Source organism: Actinomadura sp. NAK00032 (assembly GCF_013364275.1).
Classification (GTDB): Bacteria; Actinomycetota; Actinomycetes; order Streptosporangiales; family Streptosporangiaceae; genus Spirillospora.
This window is the reverse complement of sequence record NZ_CP054932.1, coordinates 8,398,100-8,423,845: the sequence shown is the minus strand read 5'-3', so window position 1 is coordinate 8,423,845 and position 25,746 is coordinate 8,398,100. Positions and strand designations below refer to the sequence as shown.

21 protein-coding genes are annotated in these 25,746 nt (G+C 72.7%); 9 read left to right on the top strand and 12 right to left on the bottom strand.

Annotated features, from left to right (window positions below; all coding sequences use genetic code 11):
- Positions 1 to 13: 13 nt before the first annotated feature.
- Together HUT06_RS38615 and HUT06_RS38610 are read right to left on the bottom strand one after the other, a co-directional pair.
- Positions 14 to 574, bottom strand: a complete 561-nt coding sequence (locus HUT06_RS38615) for a peroxiredoxin (protein ID WP_176200237.1) — start codon at positions 572 to 574, stop codon at positions 14 to 16.
- 323 nt (positions 575 to 897) lie between these two features.
- A complete protein-coding gene (locus tag HUT06_RS38610; protein WP_176200236.1) occupies positions 898 to 1,755 on the bottom strand; it encodes an SDR family oxidoreductase in 858 nt (285 codons plus the stop codon).
- Positions 1,756 to 1,855: 100 nt separating this feature from the next.
- Between HUT06_RS38610 and HUT06_RS38605 the strand changes: the two genes are divergently transcribed.
- Positions 1,856 to 2,557, top strand: a complete 702-nt coding sequence (locus HUT06_RS38605) for a TetR/AcrR family transcriptional regulator (RefSeq protein ID WP_176200235.1) — start codon at positions 1,856 to 1,858, stop codon at positions 2,555 to 2,557.
- A 14-nt stretch (positions 2,558 to 2,571) separates the two neighbouring features.
- On the opposite strand, the gene HUT06_RS38600 is transcribed toward HUT06_RS38605, so the two are convergent.
- Positions 2,572 to 3,207 (bottom strand): TetR/AcrR family transcriptional regulator, encoded by a 636-nt coding sequence (locus tag HUT06_RS38600; protein WP_176200234.1) that lies wholly within the window; start codon positions 3,205 to 3,207, stop codon positions 2,572 to 2,574.
- A 71-nt stretch (positions 3,208 to 3,278) separates the two neighbouring features.
- Here HUT06_RS38600 and HUT06_RS38595 point away from each other — a divergent pair, with 71 nt between their 5' ends.
- The 4 genes from HUT06_RS38595 to HUT06_RS38580 all read left to right on the top strand — a co-directional run bounded on the left by HUT06_RS38595 (position 3,279) and on the right by HUT06_RS38580 (position 12,956).
- Positions 3,279 to 4,733 carry a carotenoid oxygenase family protein gene (locus HUT06_RS38595; protein WP_176200233.1) on the top strand — a complete coding sequence of 485 codons (1,455 nt, stop codon included), beginning with the start codon at positions 3,279 to 3,281 and terminating at the stop codon, positions 4,731 to 4,733.
- Between the two features lie 73 nt (positions 4,734 to 4,806).
- Positions 4,807 to 5,751 (top strand): LysR substrate-binding domain-containing protein, encoded by a 945-nt coding sequence (locus HUT06_RS38590; protein WP_254715614.1) that lies wholly within the window; start codon positions 4,807 to 4,809, stop codon positions 5,749 to 5,751.
- Positions 5,752 to 5,873: 122 nt separating this feature from the next.
- Positions 5,874 to 9,308, top strand: a complete 3,435-nt coding sequence (locus tag HUT06_RS38585; RefSeq protein ID WP_176200231.1) for a bifunctional glycosyltransferase family 2 protein/CDP-glycerol:glycerophosphate glycerophosphotransferase — start codon at positions 5,874 to 5,876, stop codon at positions 9,306 to 9,308.
- A 57-nt stretch (positions 9,309 to 9,365) separates the two neighbouring features.
- A complete protein-coding gene (locus tag HUT06_RS38580; protein WP_176200230.1) occupies positions 9,366 to 12,956 on the top strand; it encodes a bifunctional glycosyltransferase/CDP-glycerol:glycerophosphate glycerophosphotransferase in 3,591 nt (1,196 codons plus the stop codon).
- Positions 12,957 to 12,960: 4 nt separating this feature from the next.
- Here HUT06_RS38580 and HUT06_RS38575 read toward each other — a convergent pair whose 3' ends face one another.
- From HUT06_RS38575 to HUT06_RS38555, 5 genes are all read right to left on the bottom strand, one after another.
- Complete coding sequence (locus HUT06_RS38575) at positions 12,961 to 13,662, bottom strand: bifunctional 2-polyprenyl-6-hydroxyphenol methylase/3-demethylubiquinol 3-O-methyltransferase UbiG (protein WP_176200229.1); 702 nt, start codon at positions 13,660 to 13,662, stop codon at positions 12,961 to 12,963.
- A gap of 109 nt (positions 13,663 to 13,771) precedes the next feature.
- Positions 13,772 to 14,584, bottom strand: a complete 813-nt coding sequence (locus HUT06_RS38570; RefSeq protein ID WP_176200228.1) for an SRPBCC family protein — start codon at positions 14,582 to 14,584, stop codon at positions 13,772 to 13,774.
- 192 nt (positions 14,585 to 14,776) lie between these two features.
- Positions 14,777 to 15,631, bottom strand: coding sequence for a xanthine dehydrogenase family protein subunit M (locus tag HUT06_RS38565; RefSeq protein WP_176200227.1), 855 nt, complete (start codon positions 15,629 to 15,631; stop codon positions 14,777 to 14,779).
- Positions 15,628 to 18,027, bottom strand: coding sequence for a xanthine dehydrogenase family protein molybdopterin-binding subunit (locus tag HUT06_RS38560; protein ID WP_176200226.1), 2,400 nt, complete (start codon positions 18,025 to 18,027; stop codon positions 15,628 to 15,630). The genes HUT06_RS38565 and HUT06_RS38560 overlap by 4 nt, the downstream gene beginning before the upstream one ends.
- Positions 18,024 to 18,515, bottom strand: coding sequence for a (2Fe-2S)-binding protein (locus tag HUT06_RS38555; protein ID WP_176200225.1), 492 nt, complete (start codon positions 18,513 to 18,515; stop codon positions 18,024 to 18,026). The genes HUT06_RS38560 and HUT06_RS38555 overlap by 4 nt, the downstream gene beginning before the upstream one ends.
- A 533-nt stretch (positions 18,516 to 19,048) precedes the next feature.
- On the opposite strand from HUT06_RS38555, the gene HUT06_RS38550 reads away from it, so the two are divergent.
- Positions 19,049 to 19,471, top strand: a complete 423-nt coding sequence (locus HUT06_RS38550) for a cysteine dioxygenase (protein ID WP_176200224.1) — start codon at positions 19,049 to 19,051, stop codon at positions 19,469 to 19,471.
- Between the two features lie 35 nt (positions 19,472 to 19,506).
- Here the strand turns inward: HUT06_RS38550 and HUT06_RS38545 are convergent, their stop codons facing one another.
- From HUT06_RS38545 to HUT06_RS38535, 3 genes are all read right to left on the bottom strand, one after another.
- Positions 19,507 to 20,211, bottom strand: a complete 705-nt coding sequence (locus tag HUT06_RS38545) for a TetR/AcrR family transcriptional regulator (protein WP_176200223.1) — start codon at positions 20,209 to 20,211, stop codon at positions 19,507 to 19,509.
- Between the two features lie 74 nt (positions 20,212 to 20,285).
- On the bottom strand, positions 20,286 to 20,537 hold the full coding sequence (locus HUT06_RS38540) for a hypothetical protein (RefSeq protein WP_176200222.1): 252 nt from the start codon (positions 20,535 to 20,537) through the stop codon (positions 20,286 to 20,288).
- Complete coding sequence (locus HUT06_RS38535; RefSeq protein ID WP_176200221.1) at positions 20,530 to 21,816, bottom strand: PspC domain-containing protein; 1,287 nt, start codon at positions 21,814 to 21,816, stop codon at positions 20,530 to 20,532. Before HUT06_RS38535 ends, HUT06_RS38540 begins: the two co-directional genes overlap by 8 nt.
- Positions 21,817 to 21,965: 149 nt before the next feature.
- Between HUT06_RS38535 and HUT06_RS38530 the strand changes: the two genes are divergently transcribed.
- The 3 genes from HUT06_RS38530 (at position 21,966) to HUT06_RS38520 (ending at position 24,710) form a co-directional block, all read left to right on the top strand.
- Complete coding sequence (locus tag HUT06_RS38530; RefSeq protein WP_368407003.1) at positions 21,966 to 23,216, top strand: PspC domain-containing protein; 1,251 nt, start codon at positions 21,966 to 21,968, stop codon at positions 23,214 to 23,216.
- Positions 23,213 to 23,854, top strand: coding sequence for a response regulator transcription factor (locus tag HUT06_RS38525; RefSeq protein WP_176200220.1), 642 nt, complete (start codon positions 23,213 to 23,215; stop codon positions 23,852 to 23,854). The genes HUT06_RS38530 and HUT06_RS38525 overlap by 4 nt, the downstream gene beginning before the upstream one ends.
- A 91-nt stretch (positions 23,855 to 23,945) precedes the next feature.
- The gene (locus tag HUT06_RS38520) at positions 23,946 to 24,710 is read left to right on the top strand and encodes a DUF4190 domain-containing protein (RefSeq protein ID WP_176200219.1); all 765 of its coding nucleotides are present in this window, start codon (positions 23,946 to 23,948) and stop codon (positions 24,708 to 24,710) included.
- A gap of 90 nt (positions 24,711 to 24,800) precedes the next feature.
- On the opposite strand, the gene HUT06_RS38515 is transcribed toward HUT06_RS38520, so the two are convergent.
- A complete protein-coding gene (locus tag HUT06_RS38515) occupies positions 24,801 to 25,706 on the bottom strand; it encodes a serine hydrolase (RefSeq protein ID WP_176200218.1) in 906 nt (301 codons plus the stop codon).
- Positions 25,707 to 25,746: the final 40 nt, after the last annotated feature.

Below are 25,746 nucleotides of genomic sequence, written 5' to 3'. Positions count from 1 at the left end.
AGAACCAGGGGGGTCAGGCGCCGGCGCCGGCCAGCAGCTTGCCCGCGTCGAGCGTGTCCTCGCCCTTGTTCCAGTTGCAGGGGCACAGCTCGTCGCTCTGCAGCGCGTCGAGGACCCGCAGGACCTCCTTGACGTTGCGGCCGACGGACCCGGCGGTCACCATCGAGAACTGGATCTCGTTGTTCGGGTCGACGATGAACGTCGCGCGCTGCGCCACGCCGTCCTCGGTGAGGATGCCGAGGGCCTCGCTCAGCTCGCGCTTGAGGTCCGACATCATCGGGAACGGGATCTCGCGCAGGTCCGGGTGGTCCTTGCGCCACGCGAAGTGGACGAACTCGTTGTCGACGGACGCGCCGAGCACCTGGGCGTCGCGGTCGGCGAAGTCCTCGTTGAGGCGGCCGAACTCGGCGATCTCGGTCGGGCACACGAAGGTGAAGTCCTTCGGCCAGAAGAAGACGACGCGCCACTTGCCCTCGTAGGACTTGTGGTTGATCGTCTCGAACGCGTTCTCGGCGTCCAGCGAGACGCAGGCGGTGAGCTCGTACTCGGGGAACTGGTCACCGACAGTAAGCACGCATGCTCCTTCGTCATGAGAAAGGGTCGCCTCCGCATGAGGAGGCGCAGGAGGCCGCGGGGTTTCCGCCTCGGCGGCCGATGTCACTCAGAGTGCCGCCGCTCGATCGAAAAGAGAAATCGATGAATCCCACGAATGCGATAGGCGTCGCCTATCAATCCCGTGCGCACCGCGGTGACCAGCGGAGATGCCGCGCCCGGAAATCGCCGCCCGGACGGCCGGTAGACGAACATCACACAGACTCGCCACAAATCGGGCTTAACGCTGCGTAGTGCGCAAGTTTAGGGCGTTCGGCTTTCCGCGCACAACAGGTGATTAATGACTCAGCCCGCAAGGGCCGCCTGGAGGACGTCCCGGAGCGGCGTCGCCGGGCGGTCCAGGAGGCGGGCGAGGGCGGGGTCCACCTCGGCGAACTCGCCCCGGCGGCTCGCGGCGAACATGGCGACCAGCATGTCCGCGGCGAAGTCGGGGACGCCGTGCGCGGTCAGGCTCGCCCGGTACTCGGCGTCCGATACGACCACGTGCTCGATCGGACGCCCCGTGATCTCGGTCGCCAGGTCCGCGACATCGGACATGCGGAGGGCCTCGCCCGCCGTCAGCGCCGGGGTCGGGCCGTCGAAGGTCTCCCCGGCCAGGATGGCGGCGGTCGCCTCGGCCAGGTCGGCGTGGGCCGTCCAGGAGACCGGGCCGTCCTCCGGCACGGCCAGTTTGCCGGTCCGGAGCGCGGCGCCGAGGACGGCCGCCGTCGTGGACGCGTAGAAGCCGTTGCGCAGCGCGGTGAAGGGGACGCCCGAAGCGCGCAGCGCCTCCTCCGTGGCCGCATGGTCGCGCATGGGCGGGAAGACGGACGACGGGTTCGCGCCCATGTGGCTGGTGTAGAGGATCCGGCGGGCGCCGGCCGCCTTGGCCGCGCCGATCGCGGTGCGGTGCAGGTCCAGCAACTCCTCGCCGATGCTGTCGGCGGAGACGATCAGGACCTGCGACGCCCCCTCGAACGCGTGGGCCAGGCTCGCGGGGTCGGTGAAGTCGCCCCGCCGGAGGCGGACGCCCCGCGCCGCGAGGTCCCCGGCCTTCTCCGGGTCCCGGACGCTCGCTGCGACCTGGTCCGCGGGAACGCGTTCCAGCAGCCGCTCGATGGTGGCGCGGCCGAGCTTTCCGGTGCCGCCCGTAACGATGATCACAGCGTTCTCCCTGGTCTTCGATGCCTGAATCACTGCTAACGAAATCACGTTATCACCGTTACGAGATCAGTGCTAACCGTGGTCTGTTATCGTCATTAGCGTGCAGGTCGATGACGTGGCGGCCGGGGACGGGCCGCGGGAGCGCATCCTCGCGGCCACCGCCGAACTCCTCGCGGCGGGCGGGCGCGAGGCCGTCTCGACGCGCGCGGTCGGGGCCGCCGCCGGCGTCCAGGCGCCCACCATCTACCGGCTCTTCGGCGACAAGCAGGGCCTGCTCGACGCCGTCGCCGCCGAGGGCTTCGCGGCCTACCTGAGCGGCAAGAGCGCCCCGGAGCCGGGCACCGACCCGGTGGACGACCTGCGTGCCGGATGGGACGAGCACCTGGAGTTCGGCCTGGCCAACCCGGCCCTCTACCTGCTGATGTGCGAGCCGCGCCCCGGCGCGGTGCCGCCGGCGGCGGTCGCCGGGATCGAGATCCTCACCGCCCGCGTCCGGCGGATCGCCGAGGCCGGCCGGCTGCGCGTCGGCGAGGACCGCGCCGTCCGGCTCGTCCACGCGGCCGGGTCCGGCACGACCATCGCGCTGATCGCGATGCCCGAGGGCGAGCGCGACCTGGAGTTGTCGGTGCTGGCCCGCGAGGCGGTCATCGCGGCGATCACGACGGACGCGCCGGCGGAGTCCGGCCCGGTGGGCGCCGCGGTCGCGCTGCGCGCCGCCCTTCCGCAGGTCGCCGCGCTGAGCGAGGGGGAGCGCGGCCTCATGCGGGAATGGCTCGACCGCATCGCCGACCCGCCCCGCTGACGGCGCCCCCGCGTTCAGCGGGCTCGGGAGGCGGCGTGCGTCGCGAGGGCCTCGGCGGCGTCGGCGAACATGTCGGCCAGGTCGGACGGGGCGGCGTCGAGTTCGCCGTCCAGCCAGGCGATGAGGTTCTCGCTCCAGCCCGCCACGAGCATCGTCGCGGTGAAGCGCATCTGCGCGTCGGCGGCGGAGGGGACGTCGTAGAAAGTCCGCGCGTAGTCGATGACCTGGCGCGTGTTGCGGCGGAGTGCGGCGCGCTGGCGCGCGCGCAGGACGGGGCTGGCGGGCGCCTCGATCAGTGCGACGCGGGCCTTGCGCGGGTCGGCGGCGCCCACCGCGAGGGCCTCCATGGCGGCGGAGCGGACGGTCGCGCGGAGGCCGGCACCGGGTCCGGCGGCGGCGACGCCACGGGCGGCGGCCTCGGCGATCTCGGTGAGGATGCGGTCGTAGACCTCGGTCAGCAGCGTGTCGAGGTCGGTGAAGTTCTCGTAGAAGTAGCGCGGGTTGAGCCCGGCGCGCGCGCAGACGGCGCGTACTGAGGTCGCGGGCAGGCCCTCGGTGCCGAGCAGGTCGAGCGCGGCCTCCAGGAGCGCCGCGCGGCGGCCGGCGCGGCGGCGCTCGGCGGTGACGCCGCCGTAGGTGCGGGAACTCACGCCGCAATCTTGACACAGGCGTTGCCAGATCCTAGTTTTCTGGAAACAGCCGTAGTCAGATGGAGGCCGCCATGGCCCTGACCACCGCTCCGGACCTGGGGAAGATCTTCACCCCGCTGATGCACGAGCACGACTACGCCGTCGACGAGATCGACGGGGAGCTCCCGTCCGGGCTCACCGGGACGCTGTACCGGATCGGCCCCGGGAAGTGGGAGGTCGGGCGCACCCTGATGCACCATCTGTTCGACGGCGACGGGATGGTGGCGCAGTTCGTCTTCGACGGGCGGTCCGTGCGGTTCCGCAACCGCTACGTGCGGACGCCGCAGTTCCGGGACGGCATGGTCGCCGGCCGGGCCAGGAAGCCCGGCGTCGGGACGGCCCTTCCGGGCGGTTTCTGGACCAACTTCGCGAAGGCGAAAGGCCCCGCGAACGCCGCCAACACCGGGATTGCGCTGCACGCCGAGCGGCTGCTGGCCCTCTGGGAGGGCGGGCCGCCGTACCGGCTCGACCCGGACACCCTGGAGACCCTCGGCATCGACGACTTCCGCGGCCGCCTCCGGGGCATGCTCAAGGCGTTCTCCGCCCACCCCAAGTGGGACCCGGCGACCGGGGAGATGTTCAACTTCGGCCAGGAGTTCGTGCCGTTCCCCTCGCTGAACTGCTGGAAGGTCGACCGGCGGGGCCGGATGCGGCGGCTCGCCACGGTGCGGATGCTGGACCTGCCCTGGAACCACGACGTGGCGCTCACCGCGCGGCACATGGTCTTCGTCCTGGACCCGTACATGTTCGACGTGCGCACGATGCTGCGCGGCGGTCCCATCTTCGACGCGATCCGGCACCGCCCGGAGAAGGGCACCCGGTTCGTGCTCGTGCCGCGCGACGGCGGCCCGGCGCGGATCGTGGAGCACGAGACGCTCGTCCACCTGCATGTGGCCAACGCCTTCGAGGACGGCGCGGACACGGTCGTCGACCTGGTGCGGTTCGACGACTACGAGGCCATCCGGCGCGACCTCACCGGGTTCCGCACGAGCTTCCCCGGGCTGCCCTCCAGCCGGCTCATGCGGTACCGGATCACGCCGTCGGGGCGCGTGATCGAGAGCAGGCTGGCCGACGTGACCGGCGAGTTCCCGCAGTACGACTGGCGCCGCTCCACGCGCCGCCACCGGTACACCTACATGGCCGGACGGACGGGAGCCGCCGGCCAGTACGACCGCGTCCTGAAAGTCGACAACGACACCGGCCGTACAGACACCCATGAGGTCGGGCAGAACGCGTACGTGGGCGAGCCCATCTTCGTGCCCCGTTCGCCCGACGCGGCCGAGGACGATGGCTGGCTGCTGGCCGTGGTGTACCTCGCCGCAGAACACCGGTCGCAGCTCACAATCCTGGACGCTCGCGGCCTGGAGAGCGTCGCCACGCTGAAGCTGAAGCACCACCTTCCGTTCGGCTTCCACGGCACGTTCACGAGCCGCGTCGCCGACCCCGGCGCCCCCATCCCGCACCCCGACCGGCTCACGCTGTGGTGAACGCCACGGCCGTTTGACCAGGGCCGCATCACTCTTCGTAATGGCGGTTCGATACCGTTCGGTCGAGATGGCGATGAGCAGACCGACGGTGGCGCAGTTGCGGGCGTTCCATGCGCTCGCCGAGCATCTGCACTTCCGGGACGCCGCCGCCGCGCTGCGCATGAGCCAGCCCGCGCTGTCCGGAGCCGTGGCCGCCCTGGAGGACACCCTCGGGACCCGGCTGGTCGAACGCACGACCCGCAAGGTCCTGCTGACCCCTGCGGGGGAGCGGGTCGCACGCCGGGCCGAGGCCGTCCTAGCGGAACTGGACCGCCTGGTAGACGAGGTCAAGGCCGTCCAAGGGACGCTTGTGGGGCCGCTCAGAGTCGGCGTCATCCCGACCGTCGCGCCGTACCTGCTCCCGCTGATCCTGCCGAGGCTCGACAAGGAGTTCCCCGACCTGGAGCTGTCGGTCCACGAGGAGCAGACCGAGCACATCGTCGCCGAGCTGCTCGCCGGACGCCTCGACGTGGTGCTGCTGGCGCTGCCCGTCGCCGCCGACGGCATCGCCGAGATCGTCCTGTACGACGAGGACTTCGTGCTCGTCGCGCCGCCCGACTTCGAGCTGGGCGACGAGGACGTCCCGCGCGAGGCGCTGAACGACCTCGACGTCCTGCTGCTCAACAAGGGCCACTGCATGCGCGACCAGGCCCTGGACATCTGCCGCGACGTGGGCGCGCGCGCCGCCGCCGCGACCTACGCGACGAGCCTGGCGACGCTGGTCCAGCTCGTGTCGGGCGGGTTCGGCGTGACGCTCGTCCCGGAGACGGCGCTGCCGGTGGAGACGCGCCGGGCGCCGAACCTCGGCCTGCACCGGTTCGCGGCGCCGGCGCCGTTCCGCCGGATCGGGCTCGGGTTCCGGTCGACGTCGCCGCGCGCGGACGAGTTCGAGGCGCTCGCGGAGAGCGTCCGCGCCGCCGTCGCCGACTCAGGGGTGGCCGACGGGATCCGTCCCGGCGGGTCAAGCGCCGAAGCGTAAGGCTGCGGTAAACAGCGGCCAGGCGAGGTCAAGTCTGCGTCAGGGGACGGGACGGCAATGGCGATGCGCGTTCATGCGGTGGCGTAACGTCACCATGCTCTGTGGGGCGAGGAGGAGGCCCCATGTCCCCGAAGCTCAGCGTCGTCGTGCCGTTCCACAACATCGAGGAGTACTTCCAGGAGTGCCTGGAGTCGCTGGCCGGTCAGACGCTGCGCGACCTTGAGGTGGTCCTGGTGGACGACGGGTCCACCGACGGCAGCGCCGTCATCGCCAAGGAGATGTGCGCCCGCGACCCCCGGTTCCGCCTGTTCATGCGCGAGCAGGAGGGCCCCGGACCGGCCCGCAACGCGGGGGTGCGGCAGGCGCGGGGCGAGTACCTGGCCTTCGCCGACGCCGACGACGTCGTGGACCGGGACGCCTACACGCGGCTGGTCGCGTCGCTGGACCGGACGGGCTCGGACATGGCGGGCGGCAACGTCCAGCGCATGGACGAGGAGCGCAAGTGGCAGTCGCCCTTGCACGACGGCGTGTTCACGGAGTCCTGCATGCGGACGCACGTGTCGTCCAAGCCGGTTCTCATGCGCGACCGCACGCCGTGGAACAAGGTGTACCGGCGTGCCTTCTGGGACAGGGCCGCCCTGGAGTTCCCCACCGGCTTCTACGAGGACCCTCCGGTCATGGCGCGCGCGCACGCGCTGGCTCGTTCCATGGACGTCCTCAGTGAGACGGTCTACTACTGGCGCAGGCGGCCGGGCTCCATCACCGACGACCGCCATGACCGGGACAACATCCGGCAGCGTTTCGCGTCCGCGTCCGCGCTGCGGGAGGCGATGACCGAGTACGCGCCCCAGCTCCTGAACGCCTACGACGAGCACTCCCTCATCGAGATCGACCTCCGCATCCTCCTGGAGGCCCTGCCCAGAACGCAGGACGAGCACCGCGAGGAACTCGTCGCGACGGGTGCGGCGCTGGCCCGGCGGATCGGCCCCCGCGTGCTGAAGCGGCAGCCCGCCATCATGCGCCTGCAACTGCACCTGCTCTGCCGCCGGATGGTGCCGGAGCTGCTGGAGGTGCTGCGGTTCGTCCGGCTGCGGAAGGCGGCGGACGCGCCGCGCGTCCGGCGCGGCCTGCGGCACCGCTGGTACGCCGAGTTCCCGTTCTTCGAGGACGAGGAGCGGGGCGTCCCGGCGCACGTCTACGACGTGACCGACGAGCTGACGCCGGTCGCGGCGGTCGACCGGGCCGACTGGGTGGACGGGCGGCTCCGCATCGAGGGGCACGCCTACATCCGGCACCTGGACTCCTCCACCGAGGACGGGTCCCGCATCCGGCTGTGGCTGGTGGCGGCGAACAAGCGCGGCCTGATGCGCGTGCCGGTCACCCGTGTCCGCAGGCCGGACGTGACCGCCCGGTCGCGGCAGTCGGCGGTGTCCTACGACTGGTCCGGCTTCGCCGCCGAGATCGACCCGGCCGCGCTGAAGATGTTCGGGCGCTGGCGGGACGTCGACTGGGTGCCGTGCGTGGAGATCGTCAACCGGGGGCTGCGGCGCCGCGCCACGTTCGGCAACCCGCGCCTGCCCGCCCGGCAGTGGCCGGACGACCTGGAGTGCGCGCCGGGCGTCCGCGTCCAGGGGGTCGCCGGGCGGCACCGGTTCACCGTGCAGGTGCGGCGGACGCCCGCCGCGGTCGTCGGCTGCCATCTGGAGGGCGGCGAGCTGTGCCTGGACGGCTGGAGCCGCGCCCCGCTCGGCGACGAGCCGCGCGTCACCGCGACGCCGAAGGCGGGCCGGGCCACCGTGACCGGGCCGGTCGAGAGCGTCGGCGGCGAGGGGTTCCGGGCCCGGCTGCCCGTCGCCGGGCTGGTCCGGCGGGAGGGGAACTGGGAGATCGCCCTGCCGGGCGGCGTCAAGCCGTACCTGGACGCCGACGCGGCCGGGACCGGGCTGCCCTTCCCCGGCGGGGAGCTGGAGATCGCCAGGACGCGGCGGAGCACGCTGCGGATCGTCGTGCGCGGGCGGGTCCTCGTCGTGGACGAGCTGTCCTGGTCGGCCGAGGGCGCCCTGCACCTGGCGGGGACGTGCACCGACCGCGTCGGGCGGCCCGATTCCCTGACGCTGCGGCGGCGGCGCTCGTCCGAGGAGCACGCCGTCGGGCTGCTCTGGGACGGCGACCGCTTCACCGCGAAGTTCTCACCCGCGCGCATGCCGGTGTTCGGGCTGTCGCGTCCCCTGGTGGCCGGCGGCTGGGACGTCCTCACGACCGTCGGCGGGCAGGAGCAGCCGGTCGTCATCAGGCGCCACAGCCTGCGCGCCCTGCCGGAGCCCTTCGAGGCGGGCCTGCACCGCATCACCGTCCGCGTACAGAAGACCGACCAGATGCTGCTGCGGGTCGAGACCGCGCTGGACGACGACGAGCGCGGAGCCTACGCGCAGAGCCGGATACGGTCCGGGCACTACAGGCGCCACCTCAACCTGCCCGTGCGCGACCTCGCCGTGTTCGACGCCTACCGGGGGCGCCAGTACTCCTGCAACCCGCGCGGCATCTACGACGAACTGCGGCGGCGCGGAACCGACCTGGAATGCGTGTGGGTCACCGAGAACGGGCAGTTCGGCCGTCCGGCGGGTGCTCGCACTGTCCTGGTCGGCACGCGGGAGCACTACGAGGCGCTCGCCCGCGCGCGCTACGTCTTCGGCAACTGGTCGCAGCGGGACTGGTTCATCAAGCGCGACGACCAGACGTACGTGCAGTGCTGGCATGGGACGCCGCTGAAGAAGCTGGGCTACGACGTCAAGGAGATGCCCTACAAGCGCACCGAGGGCGTCGACTGGATGGAGTACGACGTCCCGCAGTGGGATCTGCTCCTCGCGCAGAACGGGTTCTCCGTGCCGCTGTTCCGGCGGGCGTTCCGCTACGGCGGTGAGGTCTTCCAGAGCGGCTATCCCCGCAACGACATCCTGAACAGCCCGCACCGCGACGAGATCGCGGCGGCGGTCAGGCGGCGGCTCGGGATCCCGGAGGGGAAACGGGTCATCCTGTACGCGCCGACATGGCGGGACGACTTCCACCACGCCATCGGCAAGCGCGCGTTCAGCCTCGAACTCGACCTCGACCGGTTCAGGGCCGCGCTCGGCCGCGACCATGTCCTGCTGCTGCGCACGCACTACCTGGTCACCGACCGGCCGAAGCTGCGGCCGGGCGACTGCGTGATGGACGTGTCCGTCTATCCCGACATCTCTGAACTCTTCCTGATCTGCGATGTGCTCGTCACGGACTACTCGTCGTCCATGTTCGACTTCGCCGTCACCGGCCGGCCGATGGTGTTCTTCACCTACGACCTGGAGCGCTACCGCGACCACGTGCGCGGCTTCTACTTCGACTTCGACGCGGAGGCCCCCGGGCCGCTGCTGCGGACGTCGCGGGAGGTCGTCGACGCGCTGCGCGAACCGGCCGCGCTCGACGCCGGGTTCCGGGACGCGCGCGCCGCGTTCACCGCCCGGTACTGCCCGCACGACGACGGCCAGGCCGCCGCACGCGTCCTCGACCGCGTCCTGCGCTGACCCCGGCCGCCCGCCCACCCCGATCACCCCGCTTACCACCCCATCACGGAGTCGCTCGTGTCCCCGCAGATCAGCATCGTCGTCCCGTTCCGCAGCACCGGAGGCCGCCTCGCCGAGTGCCTGGAGTCGCTCGCCGCGCAGACGTTGCACGACGTCGAGGTGCTCATGGTGGACGACGCGGCCGACGCCGGCGACGCCGCCGTCGCCGAGGAGTTCGCCGGGCGCGACGACCGCTTCACGCTGCTCCGGCCCGGCCCCGACGCACCCGCCGGCGACGCCGGCGTCGAGCAGGCCAAGGGCAGGTACCTGGCGTTCGCGGACGGCGAGGACGCGCTGCCGCCCTACGCCTACGAACTGCTGGTCGGCAGCCTGGACTCCACCGGATCGGACATCGCCGGCGGGAACGTCATGTGCCTGGACGAGGACCAGGTCTGGCAGTCCCCGCTGCACAGCGAGCCCTACGCGCAGACGATGCTGTCGACGCACGTGACCAAGCTCCCCGCCCTCCTCCAGGACCGGATGCTGTGGAACAAGGTCTACCGCCGTTCGTTCTGGGACGCGCACAACCTCGAACTGGGCACGGACCAGGACGCCCTGGTCGCCGTCCAGACCCAGCTCCTTGCCTCCCTGGTGGACGTGCTGGACACGACCGTCTACTACTGGCGCGACCGCCCGGGAACGGCCACGCGGCTCCGCTCCGACTCGGCCCACATCATCCACCGGATGGCGACCCTCACGACCGTCCGGAACTACGTCCACGACCACGCGCCTGAGCTTCTCGCCGTCCACGACATGTACGCGCTGGACCTCGACTTGCGCGAGCTGATGCTCGCCCTGCCGGGCGCCACCGACGAAGAGCGCGAGCGCCTGGTCAAGCTCGGCGCGGAGGTCGTCGCCGACGCCGACCGTTCGGCCGCCGCCGGGCTGGAGGCGATCCGGCGCCTGGAGCTGCACCTGCTCGGCGAGCGCAAGGTGCCCGAGCTGCTAGAGGTGCTCCGCTTCGAGGAGAGCGGGCTGCAGGACGCGCGGCTCGTGTCCAAGGGGCGCCTGCGTTCGCGCTGGTACGCCCGCTACCCGTTCTTCGAGGACGCGGAGCGCCGCGTCCCCGAGGCCGTGTACGACGTCACCGAGGAGATCGGCCTGTGGGCGGACGTCGACCGCGTCGAATGGGACGTCGACACCCTCATCCTCGAAGGGCACGCCCACTTCGACCGGTTCGCGGTGACCTCGGCGGCGGACTCCCGCATCCGGCTCTGGATGCGGGACGCGAAGACGGGCCGGGAGATCCGGCTGCCGGTGGAGCGGGTCCGCCGCCCGGACGTCACGGCGGGCTCCGGCCAGTCGGCCGTGTCCTACGACTGGTCGGGCTTCACCGCGCGGGTGGAGCCCGAGTACCTGCTGGACGGCGACGAGTGGCGGACGGCCACCTACGAGCTGTTCGCCGAGGTCTCCACGGCGGGGCGCAGGGCGGTGCAGCGGCTCACCGCGACCGCCCCCGCCGTGCGCTGGACGGCGGCGCGGCAGGTGGACGAGCACGTGGCCGTCCAGCCCGCCGCCGGCGACGACGACGTGTTCGTGGTCCACGTCAAGCGGGCCAAGGCCGTCCTCACCCGCATCCGCGTCGACGGGGACGCGCTCGAACTGTCCGGCTGGACGCGGCGCGCCCTGGGCGCGGGCGCCGCCATGGTCGCGGCCCGGCGGCACGGGGGAGAGGAGGTCCGCGGCGAGGTGACGCTGCGCCAGTCGTCGGTCCTGCGGATGGCGGAGGGCACCGGCTTCGACTTCACCGCGCGGCTCCCGCTGGAGTTCCTGACCTCCCTGCGGGAGGGCCCGGCGCCCCGCCAGCCGCACCTGCGGGACGCCATCGACTGGGACGTCCGGCTGACCGGCGAGGGCGGCCCGCTGCGGCTCACCGTCGCGAGCAACGTCAAGCCCGTGCGCTGCGCCCTGCCCTCGCAAAGCGGTGAGCGGCGCAGGGAGTTCGCGCTCACCCGGACGGCGTTCGGCAACCTGCGCGGCGTCGAGCGCAGCGCCCGGCCGGTCGTCCGGACGGCGGAATGGGATGACGACGGGCGGCTCACGCTGCGCGGCGACTTCGCCGACCCCGAGGGCCGCCCCGACCACTTCGTGCTCCGGCGGCGCAGGTCGGGCGACGAGCATCGAGTCCCCGTCACCTGGGAGGAGGACCGCTTCTCGGCGGCCCTCACGCCCGCCGCCATGGCCGTCTTCGGGACGGACCTGCCGTTGAGCAGCGGGACGTGGGACGTGCTGGCGCGCGCGCGATCGGCCGATGGGGAAGTGGCGGTCGTCGTCGAGCGCGAGGCGATCCCGGCCCTGCCCGCCTGGCGACGCGAGGGCACGCACGAGTTCGAGGTCGGCGTCCACCAGATCGACGCGCTGGCGCTGCACAGCCGTCCCGCCTACGGCGACGACGAGCGCGGCGGCCACGCGCAGGTGCAGCTCTGGCAGCGCGACTACCCCGTCTATCTGCGCAGCCCCCTGGCGGACATCGCCGTCTTCTGCAGCTACGCCGGGACCCAGCACAGCTGCAGCCCCAAGGCCATCTACGAGGAACTGCTCCGCCGCGACACCGACGTCGAATGCGTGTGGGTCACCCAGGACGGCCAGTTCTCCATCGACGCTCCAGAGGACGCCAAGACCAGGACGGTGCTGGAAGGAAGCCGCGAGCACTACCGCGTGCTCGCGCGCGCACGGCACATCATCACCAACCACGCGCTTCCGGGCTGGTACATGAAGCGTGAGGGCCAGACCTACCTCCAGACGTGGCACGGCACCCCGCTGAAGCGCATCGGCCACGACCTCGATGACATCCCCTACCAGCGCGCCGAGCGCCGGATCTGGCTGGACTGGGAGGTGCCGCGATGGGACCTGCTGCTGTCCCCGAGCCCGTACGCCACCGACATCCTGCGCCGGGCGCTCCGGTACGAGGGCGAGGTCATGGAGACGGGCCATCCGCGCAACGACGTCCTCAGCACCCCGGAGTGGGAGAGCCTTGGGACGGGCATACGCAAGCGCCTGGGGATCCCCGACGGCAAGAAGGTCGTCCTGTACGCGCCGACCTGGCGGGACGACCGGCGCCATGGCGCCGGCAAGCAGGGCTTCTCGCTCGAACTCGACATGGACACCATGCGCCAAGCGCTGGGCGACGACCACATCGTCCTTCTGCGGGCCCACCACTCCATCACCGACAAGGCCCCTGCGCTGACCGACGACTTCGTCATCGACGTCACCCGCTACCCCGACGTGGCCGAGCTCTACATGGCGGCCGACGTGCTCGTCACGGACTACTCGTCCGCCATGTTCGACTACGCCGTCCTAGGACGCCCCATCGTCCTCTACACCTACGACCTTGAGTTGTACCGCGACCATCTGCGCGGCCTCTACATCGACCTGGAGGCGGAGGCGCCCGGCCCGCTCGTGACGACGTCGGCTGAGGTCGCCGAGGCGGTCAAGGCCGCGCCCGGCAGCGAGGAGCGGTACGCCGACGCCTACGACCGCTTCTTCGTGAAGTACTGCCCCCACGACGACGGGAAGGCGGCGGCGAGGGTCGTCGACCGCCTCTTCGGCGAGGGCGAGCAAGGGCGTGACGGGTCGGCCGGGGACGTGACGGGTCAGCCGGGGACGTGACGGGTCAGCCGGGGCGGCGGGCCCGCGCGAACAGCCAGGTCCCGGGGCAGCCGCCCAGCGGCAGCCGCCGCTCCAGCGCGGCGGACAGCCGCAGCGCCTCGTTGGCGAGCGGATGCAGCGGGGCCAGGTCCTCGCGGCGGGCCGTCCGGTGCCTGAGGCGGCGCAGGAGCGGGCGCAGCAGCACGCCCCTGCTCCACAGCCCCTCCAGCACCAGTCCGGCGCCCTCGACCAGCTCGGCCAGCGTCCGGCGGGTGTAGCGGCGGACGCGGCCGGCCGCCACGTCGTGCGCCGACCACAGCGCCATGTCGCACGGCACGGACACGAGCGCGACGCCGCCGGGCCGCAGCACCCGGGCGATCTCCGCCGCCGCGCGCGCGTCGTCCTCGATGTGCTCCAGGACGTCCAGTGCCAGTGCCAGGTCGTACTCGGACGGCGGCAGCGGCAGGTAGCGCGCGTCGCCCTCGTACACCTCGGCGCCGTGCGCGCGCGCCAGCGACACCGCGTCCGGGCTAAGGTCGATGCCCGTCGCGCGCCAGCCGTGCTCGGCGAGGACCCGGCAGGCCGCGCCGGACGCGCAGCCGATGTCGACGGCCGCCCCCGGCATGCTGAACCGCAGCAGCTCCGCGGTCAGGACGTCCCGCCGCTCGCGGTACCGCCAGTTGTCGTTCTCGATCCGCGCGACCCGCTGGAGCTCGATCGTGTCCACGGGACAAGCCGACGGCATCGGCGGCGGCCCGTTCCACCGTCGCCGCCGTGCACGGGCCGATCGTTGACCCGCGCTTGACCCCGCCCCTGCGCTCGCCCCCGCTGCCGGGTCAGCTCTTGCGGCGGCGCCGCCGGACGAGGAACCGGACGACGAGCAGCAGCGCGACCAGCCCGCCGACCGCCGGAACGGCCCGCTTGGCGACCGAAGGCCCCGCGACCTCCAGCAGGTCGATCGCGTCCTCCTCGTCCGCCACGTGCAGCGGGCGGCGCGCCGGACGCTCCGGCGCGGCGGCGGGCACGGCGGCCTCGGCCCTGGCGGCGGCCTCCTCCGTGGCCTTCACCGGGCCGGGCTTGTCGGCCGGCTCGGCGGGCGCCTCGGGCTCCGGGTCGGGCACCGCGACGGGCTTGGCGGGCGCCTCGGCGGCCGGAGCCGGAGCCGGAGCCGCGGCCGGCGCCTCGGCGGCCCCGGCCGGCCCGCCGGACGACTCCAGCTCGGCCGCCAGCGCCTTCGCGAACCGCGCGATGATCTTCGAGCCGACCTCGGACAGGATGTTGCGGCCGAACTGCGCGGGCCGCCCCGTCACGTTCAGCTTGGTGTGCACGGTCACGCGGGTGGTGCCGTCCTCGGCGTGCAGCCGCGCCTGGACGGTCGCCGACGCCGTCCCGGAGCCGCGCGCCTCCTTCGCGGCGGCCTCCATCGTCACGGCGCGGCCCGCCTCGTCCGCCGAGACGATCCGCGCGGTGCCGCGGTAGGTGATGGTCATCGCGCCGACCTTCACCTTCATCCGCCCCGAGTACTCCTCGCCGTCGACCGAGTCGAGCGTCGCGCCCGGCATGCAGGCCGCGACCCGCTCCACGTCGAGCAGCACCGACCAGGCCTGATCCACCGGCACGGGAACGGTGAATTCGTGGTCGAGCTCCATGAGCAAAGTCCTTATCGTCCGGAGAACCTGTCCGCGACCCTACGGCGGCGGTCCGCCGCGTCGCCAGTGGGGGCCGCCGACATGCGGTCCGTTACCCGGCGCCGGTGCGATCATGCGGCCGGGCCCCGGGGCGACGGGACCCGGCCGCATGCTCGCGGCTCCGGTCGGCCGGCTCTGGCCGGCCGGCCCTGGTCAGCCGGCGGCGGCCGCCAGCGCCCGCGCGGTGAGCACCGTCGCCAGATGCGTCCGGTACTCCGACGACCCGTGCAGGTCGGTGGGCGGCTCGGTGCCGGCCGCGGCCTGCGCGGCGGCGGTGCGGAACGCGTCCTCGGACGCGGGCCCGCCCCGGACGGCGGTCTCGACCGCGCCCGCCCGCACGGGCACCGGGCCCATGCTGCTCAGCGCGACCCGCGCCTCCCCGACGCCGCCGCCGTCGCGGCGGACGGCGCACGCGACGCCGACGATCGCCCACGCCTGCGCCGTGCGGTGGAACTTCTCGTAGTGCACGCCCCAGCCCGCGCCGAGCTTCGGCACCCGCACGCCGACGAGCAGCTCGTCCGGTTCCATCGCCGTCGTCATCCAGTCGACGAAGAACTCCGCCGCGGGGATCTCCCGCTCGCCGCGCACGGACCGGACGAGCAGCACCGCGTCCAGCGCCAGCGCGACCGCCGGCAGGTCGGCCGCCGAGTCGGCGTGGGCGAGCGACCCGCCGAACGTGCCGCGGTGCCGGACGGCCGGGTCGGCGACCGTCTCCGTCGTCGCCGCGATCAGCGGGGCGTGCTCGCGCACCAGCGGGTCGCGCATCACCTGGTGGTGCGTCGCCATCGCGCCGATGACGATCGCGTCGCCGGCGTCGCGGATCTCCCGGAGCCCGTCGAGCCGGTCCAGGTCGATCAGCGCGTCCGGGATGGCGAGCCGCATCCGCAGCAGCGGCATCAGGCTCTGCCCGCCGGCCAGCACCTTCGCGTCCTCGCCCGCGTCCGACAGCGCCCTGACGGCGTCGTCGACCGTGGCGGGCCGCGCGTAGTCGAACGTCGCGGGGATCACAGGTCACCTCCGGCCGAGCCGAGCCCGCCGCCGGCGCCGGGTTCGGCGGCCGCGGGCGTGGATTCGGCGCGCAGCGCGCGCCAGACGCGTTCGGGCGTGCACGGCATCGGCACGTCGTGGACGCCGTGCGGGCGCAGCGCGTCCACGATCGCGTTGACGACCGCCGGGGTGGAGGCGATCGTGCCCGCCTCGCCGACGCCCTTCACGCCCATCGGGTTGGACGTGGCCGGGGTCTCCGTGCGGTCGGTCGTGAACGTCGGCAGGTCCATCGCCGACGGGATCAGGTAGTCGGCCATCGTGGTCGTCGTCAGGTTGCCGTCGTCGTCGTACACGGCCTCCTCGTAGAGCGCCTGCGCGATGCCCTGCGCGAGCCCGCCGTGGACCTGGCCCTCCACGATGAGCGGGTTGACGACCTTGCCGACGTCGTCGACGGCCACGTACTTGCGGATCCGCACCATGCCCGTCTCGGTGTCGACGTCCGCCGCGCACAGGTGCGTGCCGTGCGGGAAGGAGAAGTTGTCCGGGTCGAACGTGGCGTCGGAGTCGAGCGAGGGTTCGATGCCGTCCGGCAGGTCGTGCGCGGCGAACGCGGCCAGCGCGACCTCCTGCAGCGTCGTGCCCTCCTGCTGGACGCCGCGGACGCTGAACCGCCCGCCGCTGAACTCCAGGTCCTGCTCGGACGCCTCCAGCAGGTGCGCGGCGACCTTGCGGGCCTTGTCGACGACCTTCTCGCAGGCGGAGTACAGCGCGACCCCGCCGACGGCCAGCGAACGGGACCCGTAGGTGTCCATGCCCTTGTGCGAGATGGCCGTGTCGCCGTGCAGGACCTTCACGTCCTCGAACGGTACGCCGAGCCTGTCCGCGGTGATCTGCGCCCAGGCCGTCTCATGGCCCTGCCCATGCGCGGACGAGCCCGTGACCACCTCGACCTTGCCGGACGGCAGTACGCGCACAGCCGCGTGCTCCCATCCGCCGGCGCCGTAGGAGAGGGAGCCCAGCACGCGCGAAGGCGCGAGCCCGCACATCTCCGTGAACGTGGACACGCCGATGCCGAGCTGTACGGGGTCTTGCCGCTCCCGCCGGTCGGCCTGCTCGGCGCGGAGCTTGTCGTACTCGAACAGCTCCAGGGCCTTGTCGGTCGCCGCCTCGTAGTTGCCGGAGTCGTAGGTGAGGCCCGCGATCGTCTCGTACGGGAACTCCTCGTGCTTGATCCAGTTGCGGCGGCGCACCTCGATGGGGTCGATGCCCAGTTCGTCGGCCAGCTCGTCCATCAGCCGCTCGATCGCGTAGGTGGCCTCGGGACGGCCCGCGCCCCGGTACGCGTCCGTGGGCATCTTCGTCGTGAAGACGCCCGTGCAGGTGAACGACAGCGCGTCCATCTTGTAGATGCCGTTGAACATGAACGCGCCCAGCAGCGGGATGCCCGGCGTGACCAGCATGAGGTACGCGCCCATGTCGGCCAGCAGATCCACCTTCAGGCCGCGGATGCGGCCGTCGCTCTCGGCCGCGAGCGTGAGCCGCTGGATCTGGTCGCGCCCGTGGTGGACGGTCATGTTGCCCTCGCTGCGCGTCTCCGTCCACTTGACGGGGCGGCCGAGCCTGCGGGCCAGCAGCAGCGCGAGGACCTCCTCCCCGTACACCTGGAGCTTGGAGCCGAAGCCGCCGCCGACGTCCGGCGCGACGACCCTGATCCGGTGCTCGGGGATGCCGGTGACCGTGGCCAGCATCAGCCGCAGGATGTGCGGGATCTGCGTCGCCGAGTACAGCGTGAACTCATCGCCCTCCGGGACGCACAGCACCGACCGCGGCTCCATCGCCGTGGGGATGAGCCGCTGCTGGACGTAGCGGCGCTCGATGACGACCGGGGCGTCCCTCATCGCGGCGTCGAGGTCCCCGTTCTCGAACACCCACGTGTAGGACTTGTTCGTCCCCAGGTCGTCGTGCACGAGGTCGGCGCCCTCGGCCAGCGCCGCCTCCATGTCCACCACCGGGGCCAGCGGCTCGTAGTCGACGTCGATCTCTTCCAGGGCGTCCACGGCGGCGGCCTTGTCGCGGGCGACGACGCACGCCACGGGCTCACCGACGTAGCGCACCTCGGTCACCGCCATGGGCGGGTGGTCCGGGTGCTTCATGTCCTCGGCGACGACCCACGCGCACGGCAGCGCCCCCTGCTCGTCGGCGAGGTCCTGCCCGCTGAACACGGCGACCACGCCGGGGCTCTTCTTCGCCTGGGACGTGTCGACGCCCGTGATGCGCGCGTGCGCGATCGGGCTGCGCAGGAACGCCACGTGCAGCGTGCCCGCCGGGGTCATGTTGTCGGTCCACCGGGTGCGTCCGGTGATGAGCCGGGCGTCCTCGGACCGCTTGCGCGGACTGCCGACCTCCTGCACGGTCACGGCGTCACCTCCCGCCCGGCGGGCTCGCGCATCTCGCTCGCCGCCCGCCGCACCGCCTTGACGATGTTCTGGTAGCCCGTGCACCGGCACAGGTTGCCCTCAAGCCCCTCCCGGACCTCCGCCTCGGACGGGTCGGGGTTCTCCCGCAGCAGATCGAGCGACGCCATGATCATGCCGGGCGTGCAGTAGCCGCACTGGAGCGCGTGCTCTTCATGGAAGGCCCGCTGCATGGGATGCGTCCCACCGTCGACGCCGAGGCCCTCGACGGTCGTCACGTCGCGGCCGTCCGCCTGGACGGCCAGCACGGAGCAGCTCTTCACGCTCATCCCGTCCATCAGGACGGTGCAGGCTCCGCAGTTGCTGGTGTCGCACCCGACCGGGGTCCCGACCTTTCCCAGCCGTTCGCGCAGATAGTGGACGAGAAGGAGGCGCGGTTCGACGTCGTCTTCGTACGTCGTCCCGTCGACCTCGACACGGATACGTGGCATGCGTTTCTCCCAGGGACGTCTCGGGGTGGACATGGAGAAAGCAGTCCCCAGGGCGGGGCGCGCTGGTCAGGCCACGTCATCGGGGCCACCTCCGTGGAAGGCGACCCTACGAACCTATGCCGCTGTTGAATTCCGTACTAGCCCCTGGCATCGCTTATTTACCGATGTCTGATGCAACGATGGCCCTGGTTGCACGCGAAACGAAACCTTGGGGGTAAGAGGGCGTTATGTTCCTCTTCTTCTCCTCTCGTCTCGGCTGTCTGGGTTCGCTGGCCGTGACGCTCGTCCTCAGCGGGATCGTCTACCTGATCATCAGCCGCTGACACGCGGTGATCGGTTTGACAATCCTCGGTGACCGAGTGTCTCCTTGTGCTCGTGACCGAGCGCCCGTCGACCCTGCCGTCGACCAGCAGCCCCGTGGCCCTGCGCCGCGCGGCCAGCGCGCTGTGTCCTTCGTGTTGTCGCTGAACCGTCTCGCACCGGCCCGACATCCGTACACACGAGATCCGTACACACGAAGGACCCGTCTTCCCATGGACCTCTCCGTGGTTCCCGACATCGCCATGCGCGGCCAGGACGACCCGCACGGCCGCACCGTCGCCGTCCGCCCGCCGACCGCCGGGCAGCTCGCCGCCCGCGTCCGCGACCTGGCCGGACGCCCCGGCGAGTGGTGGCGGCTCGTCCGGTTCGACGCGGACCGCCCGCAGGACGTCCCGCTCGGCGACGGCGCCTGGCTGACGACCTGGCCGCCCGGCCACGGCGGTACCGTCCACGGCGGCGTCAGCACGCTCGTCGCGGGGGAGCTGGCCGTCGTCACGATCACCGAGCGCGGCGTCACCGAGCGGCCGCTGCGCGCCAACCGGGTCCGCGTGCACGGCGGCCCGCAGGCGCTCACGAACCCCGGCCCGGCCTTCGCCGTCAGCCTGCACGCCGCCGAGCCGGACGCCCGGCCCTAACACGCGGCCCTAACACGCCGCCTTTACGCCCGGCCTTAACGCGGCTCTTCGGTGAGGTAGCGGGACGCCGCCTCCCGGCCGACGAGCGGCAGCAGCGCGAAGTAGGTCAGCGAGGGCAGCAGCGACGGCAGCTCCGCCGGGTCGCCCGTCTCCATCTGGACGTGGATCGCGCTGTAGACGCCGCCGACGATCGCGTCGATCACGGCGACCGGGACAGGCGGCAGCGACGGTCCGGTGAAGAACGCGCGGAACCGGACGAGGTCGTCCAGCCGCGCCTGCCGGACCTGCGGGCCCGCCGCGTTCGCCTCCACCAGCGACGCCCGCGCGAACCGGGGCTCGCGGGCCAGCGCGGCGAGCAGCGTGCGCAGCGCCGCGTGGACCCCGTCCGGGCGGCTCGGCTCGGCCTCGTACGCCTGCGTCATGCGGCCGAGCAGGATGTCCATGCCGCGCCGGTAGGCGGCGAGGAAGCACTCGTCCAGATCGGTGAAGTGCGCGTAGAACGTCTTCTTCGTGACGCCGGCGGCCTCGGTGACCCGGCTGATCGTGGTGTGCGCGAACCCGCGCTCGCAGACGACCTGGACGAACGCGTCGATCAGCCGCCCCCGCTGGATGCCGGCGACGGTCTCGGGGGACAGGCCGTGCCGTCCGGGCTTGATGGCGCGGCCCGGGTCCAGCGCGGACCGGGATCCGGGCAGCACGTCCGCGCAGCCCGCGTCGGGCGCCCCGGCCTGCCCCGTCATGGAAACCCGCTCCCGGAGATCCGCTCCCTCATCTGCCGTTGGGATCACCCTACTTCGCGTTCCCCGGCGGCGGATCAGCGCAGGTGCCGGCGCCGCCCCCGGGTCAGCACCCGGACGGTCCCGACGAGGCCGAGCCCGATCAGCACCACCGGGGCCAGCACCGTCCCGGACAGGATCCGCTCGTCCGACAGCCCCTCGGCGAGGAACAGCCCCGCCAGGGCGAGGAAGAACAACCCCGTCACCGGCCCCGCCGGGTCGAACCGGTACCGCTTCACCGCGTTCCCCCCGTTCCCCGCGTTTCCCGCGTCCTCTCGCCGCTCAGCCACGGGTCACGTCCACGTCTCCGACCTTCCCGCGTATGCGCAGCTCGATCAGCGGCGGGTTGCCGCCCGGCTTCTCCGGTTCGAGGACCTGCGTGAGCCTCGCGTTGGGCCCGCTCGTCGTCCGGTTCTGGACGCGCAGGTCGCCGAGCGCGATCCGCGCGTCCACGGTGACCCGGGCGCCCGGCGGCAGCGTGACCGCCAGCCCGCCGAGGAGCACCTGCGCGTCGATGGTGACGCGCTGGCCGGGCGCGATCGGCAGCGCGGTGAGGTCGAGGTCGCCCTGGCCGACGCCGACCTTGTAGACCTGGTTCGTCTGCGACATGTCGGTGGGACGCCAGTCGACGGCCCCGTACTCGGCGTTGCGCGGCATGTCCCCCGCCACGGTCGTGGTCAGCATGCTCAAGGTCAGCACGGTGCCCGCCGTGGCGAGGCCGCGCGTGCGGAACCAGCCGCCGACGACGAGGCCGAGCCCGACGACCGCGAGCGCGGGCGCCATGACGATCAGCCACGAGTCGGGCGCCGGGTACCCGTTCGCGACGGGGATCAGCGCCGCGCCCGCCGCCATGGCGGCCAGCAGCGTGATCGCCGCCGCCGGCGACCGGCCGCGCTTCCCGCACGCCGTCCGGTCGGCCTTCGCCGCCGTGCGGACGTCCTCGGCGGGCGCGCCGGCGCGGGCGGCGGAGTACTCGGCGAGGTCGATCATGCCGGCGGGCAGCCCCCCGCCCGCCCGCGGCTCCTCGGGGACGTCCTTGTCGAATGACACGCCGCCGCTCGCCGCCGGCCGCGCCCACGCCGCGGACGGCTCCGGCGGGTGCCCGGCGAGCCGCTCGGGGACCGACCGCGCGGCGCCCACCAGGTCCGCGCCCCGCGAGTGCGCCACCACCAGCACCAGCCCGAACACCACCATCACGGCGATCGTGTCGGTGTAGGCCCCGCCGAACAGGCTGAGCGCGACGCCGACGCACAGCAGTGCACCGAGGATCGACAGGACGGCCTGCGCGTCGAACCACCGCTTGAACAGCTGCTCCGCGAGCGACGACTCGCCGGGGCTCGCGGGCATCAGCAGCGCCGCCGCGATGTAGAGGAGGATCCCCTGCCCGTGCGCCAGCACGAGAATCGCGAAGCCCACCCGGAAGACGACCGGGTCGATGCCGGTGTAGCGGCCGAGCCCGGTGCACACGCCGGCGAGGAGGCGCCGGTCGGCGTCCCGCGCCAGCCGCGAGTAGCCCGGCCCCGTCCGCTCCCGCGTCGCCTGCTCGCCTTCCCTGCCTGCCATGCTCATGCCCCCATGGTGGCCCGCCGCCCGCCGCGCGGGGTATCGGGGACGTCCCTGACCCGACCCTGAACCGGGACCGGGGTAGGTCCCTGATGCGGTCCGGGCCGGGGGCGTGTGACGATCGGTGACGTGGGAGTTCCGAGGGAAGGGCGGCGGTGAGCCAGGACGCGGCGGGCACGGAGGCGGTGGGCACGGAGGCGGTGCCGCTGCCGTCCCCGCCGCTGGAGCGCGCCGCCGAGGACAGGCTGCTGGCCGGGGTGTGCCGTGGCCTCGCCGGGCATCTGGGCGTGGACGTGGTGCTCGTCCGGGCCGCGTTCGTGCTGCTGACGGTGGCGAGCGGGCTCGGCGTCGCCGCGTACGCCGCGTTCTGGATCCTGGTGCCCGTCGCCGCGAAGGAGCCGCCGGCCGGTGCGGCGGCCGGCGGGACTGACGGTGCGACGGCCGTCGCGGCGCCCGGTCGCCGGCGCGGCCGCGACTGGGGCCAGCTGCTCGTCTACACGGCCGTCACGCTGGGCCTCGCGGCGCTGCCGTGGGGCGCGGCGGGTGTCGTGCAGTGGGCGCTGTGGCCGTTCGTCGTCGGCGGGGTCGGCGCCGCGATCCTGTGGCAGCAGGCCGACCGCGACCAGCGGCAGCGGTGGACGCTGCCGCTCCGCCAGCGGTGGCTGCGCAGCCTGCTCGGCCTGCTGCTGGTCGTCGGCGGCATCGGCGGCGTCGTCGTGCAGAACGTGGAGGCGGCGCAGGCGCGGTCCGTCATCATCGCCATGCTGATCATCCTGACCGGGGTCGCGGTGATCGTGACGCCGTGGGTGGTGCGGCTCTGGCAGGACCTGGACGCCGAGCGGCACGAGCGCATCCGCTCCCAGGAGCGCGCCGAGCTGGCCGCGCACGTCCACGACTCGGTGCTGCACACGCTGACCCTGATCCAGCGGAACGCGCACGACACCCGCGAGGTGCAGCGGCTCGCCCGGTCCCAGGAGCGCACCCTGCGGACCTGGCTCTACCAGCCGCGCGCCGACCCCGACCGGACGTTCGCCGCCGCGATCAAGGAGGCCGCCGGGGAGGTCGAGGACGACCACGGCGTGCCCATCGAGATCGTCTGCGTGGGCGACACGGCGCTGGACGAGCGCCTCGGCGCGGCGCTGCAGGCCGCGCGGGAGGCGATGGTGAACGCCGCCAAGTACGCGGAGGCGCCGTCGGTGTCGGTGTACGCGGAGGTCTCGGGCGACGAGATCGCCATCTTCGTCCGCGACCGGGGCAAGGGATTCGACCTCGACGCGGTCCCGGCGGACCGGATGGGCGTCCGAGGGTCCATCATCGGACGTATGGAGCGCAACGGCGGGAAGGCGACCGTCCGCACGGCTCCCGGCGAGGGCACCGAGGTTCGGCTGGAGATCAAGAAATCATGAGCGAGGCGTTGAAGCGGGTCGTGCTGGTGGACGACCACCAGATGTTCCGGACCGGCGTGAAGGCGGAGCTGGGCGGCGGCGTCGAGATCGTCGGGGAGGCGGGCGACGTCGACGAGGCGGTGGCGGTGATCCGCGAGTCGCGGCCGGACGTCGTGCTGCTGGACGTCCACCTGCCCGGCGGCGGCGGGATCGAGGTGCTGCGCCGGCTGCACGGCGCCGTCCCGTCGAAGTTCCTCGCGCTGTCGGTGTCGGACGCGGCGGAGGACGTGATCGGGGTCGTGCGCGGCGGGGCGCGCGGCTACGTCACCAAGACGATCTCGGGTCCGGAGCTGACGGACGCGATCGGCCGGGTCGCGGAGGGCGACGCCGTGTTCTCGCCGCGGCTCGCCGGGTTCGTGCTCGACGCGTTCGCCGCGTCGGACGTCCCGGCCGTGGACCCCGAGCTCGACCAGATCACCCAGCGGGAGCGGGACGTCCTGCGGCTGATCGCGCGCGGCTACGCCTACAAGGAGATCGCCAAGGAGCTGTTCATCTCGGTGAAGACGGTCGAGACGCACGTGAGCAGCGTGCTGCGGAAGCTCCAGCTGTCCAACCGGCACGAGCTGTCGCGCTGGGCGGCCGCCCGCCGCCTCGTCTGACCCGCCTCGTCCGACCGGCCTCGTCTGACCTGCGGGGCACGGCGATCATTTCGCCGCAAATGTATATCTGTGCCCGATACAGTCCCTGGTCATGACATACCCTCCCCCCGGATCCGGGTACCCGGGTCCCCGACCCCCTTACCAGCCGCCGCCGGCGCCTCCCGGCCCGCCGGGCCCGCCCGGGTACGGCTCCCCGTACCGCAACGACTCGACCAACGGCCTGGCGGTCGCGGCCTTCATCACCGGGCTGCTCGGCTGCTTCGGCATCCTCGGGATCATCCTCGGGGCGATCTCGCTGAGCCAGATCGGCCGGAACGGCGGCCGCGGCCGCGGGTTCGCGATCGCCGGCATCGTCCTGTCCTCGCTGTGGATCGTCTCCGGCGTCGTCATCGGCATCGTGGTCGCCGCCGCCGACTCCTCGTCGGACCGCACCGGCGACGGCGCCTTCCCGCGGCCATCGCAGAGCAGGACCCAGACGGTGGACGCGCAGAAGATGGAGGTCGGCGACTGCATCAACGACGCCGCGACCGCGTCCAACCCGTCCGACACCGAGCCGGTCGAGGTCGAGAGCGTGAAGATCGTGCCGTGCACCGGGCCGCATGACGGCGAGGTGGCGGCGGTCTTCCGGCTGACGGGCTCCATCATGCCGCCGGAGTCGGAGCTGCAGCGGCGGGCGTCGGACGGCTGCAAGATCCGCACCCGGGCGCGGATCGACCGCGACCCGGCGGCGAGCCGCCTCGGGAACTCCTTCTACTACCCCACGGACGAGTCGTGGCGGCAGGGCGACCGCACCGTCACCTGCGTGATCGTGGCGGCCAACGACGGGACGAAGCTCACCCGTCCGGTGCGCCCCTGACGTAACCGGCATTCCGCCGGGCGGCCGGCCCGCCGCCCGGGCCCGCGGGCCCCCGTGACCGTACCGGGAGCCCCGCGCGACCCCGCCGGCTCACGGATGCGAGCCGCGCATCGTGCTGACGACCATCTCGGCCACGCGCTCGACCGTGTCCACGCCCTTCTCCATCGTCGGGCTGTCCCCGCTGCACACCGCGACCAGGAAGTCGTGGTCGCGTCCGGTGATGCGGCCGATGCTGTTGACCGCCCATCCGTGCCCCTGGAACCGGACCGGCGTCCAGCCGTTCTTCAGCGCCACCTTCTCGCCCGGACGGGCCGCCGCGCTGACGCCCCACGCCTGCTCCTTCACCACCGAGCCCATCAGGCCCAGGATGTACTGGCGGTTGGCGGCCTTGATGGGGCTCTTGTCCGACGCCAGGTTCCGCAGCAGGCGCACCTGGTCGGCCGGCGTCGTCAGGGACGAGCCCCACGACCCGGCGAACGGCGTCGTGTTCTTCAGGCCGAGGCTCTTGTTCGCCTTCTTGACGCCGCCGTCGCCGCCGGCGGCGGAGTACAGCGCGTCGGCCGCCGAGTTGTCGCTCTCGCGGATCATCTGCCCGGCGAGTTCGCGCTGCCCCGCCGTCAGCGCGTCCCGTCCCCGCTGGTGCTGCAGGACGAGGCTGGACAGGATGTCGACCTTCATGACGCTGGCGGTGACGAACCGGCCGTTTTCGTTCTGCCCGAAGGACAGGCCGGTGCGCAGGTCGGTGGCCATGATCCCCGCCTTGCCCGGACGGGTGCCGAGGTAGGCGCGGACGGCCTGGGTCAGCGCCGGGCGGTCGAACGGGCGGGTGCCGGGCCGGTTCGCCACGGCCGCCTCCCGCCCGGTCTTGATCGGTTCGGTGGCGCCGACGGTCGCGCCGCTCTTGCGCTGCGGTGCGTCGGCGACGAGCCAGTGGGCGGTGAAGCCCGCCCCGGTGGCGCCCGCGGCCAGGGCGAGCACGATGATATGACGTCGCATCGATCCCCCCGAATTCGTGCGACCGGTGATGTTGCGAAGA

Coding starts and splice junctions, on each gene's coding strand:
- HUT06_RS38595 (WP_176200233.1), top strand. CDS start 3,279: ATGGCCCTGACCACCGCTCCGGACCTGGGGAAGATCTTCACCCCGCTG.
- HUT06_RS38590 (WP_254715614.1), top strand. CDS start 4,807: ATGAGCAGACCGACGGTGGCGCAGTTGCGGGCGTTCCATGCGCTCGCC.
- HUT06_RS38585 (WP_176200231.1), top strand. CDS start 5,874: ATGTCCCCGAAGCTCAGCGTCGTCGTGCCGTTCCACAACATCGAGGAG.
- HUT06_RS38570 (WP_176200228.1), bottom strand. CDS start 14,584: ATGGAGCTCGACCACGAATTCACCGTTCCCGTGCCGGTGGATCAGGCC.
- HUT06_RS38555 (WP_176200225.1), bottom strand. CDS start 18,515: ATGCCACGTATCCGTGTCGAGGTCGACGGGACGACGTACGAAGACGAC.
- HUT06_RS38550 (WP_176200224.1), top strand. CDS start 19,049: ATGGACCTCTCCGTGGTTCCCGACATCGCCATGCGCGGCCAGGACGAC.
- HUT06_RS38545 (WP_176200223.1), bottom strand. CDS start 20,211: ATGACGGGGCAGGCCGGGGCGCCCGACGCGGGCTGCGCGGACGTGCTG.
- HUT06_RS38535 (WP_176200221.1), bottom strand. CDS start 21,816: ATGAGCATGGCAGGCAGGGAAGGCGAGCAGGCGACGCGGGAGCGGACG.
- HUT06_RS38525 (WP_176200220.1), top strand. CDS start 23,213: ATGAGCGAGGCGTTGAAGCGGGTCGTGCTGGTGGACGACCACCAGATG.
- HUT06_RS38520 (WP_176200219.1), top strand. CDS start 23,946: ATGACATACCCTCCCCCCGGATCCGGGTACCCGGGTCCCCGACCCCCT.
- HUT06_RS38515 (WP_176200218.1), bottom strand. CDS start 25,706: ATGCGACGTCATATCATCGTGCTCGCCCTGGCCGCGGGCGCCACCGGG.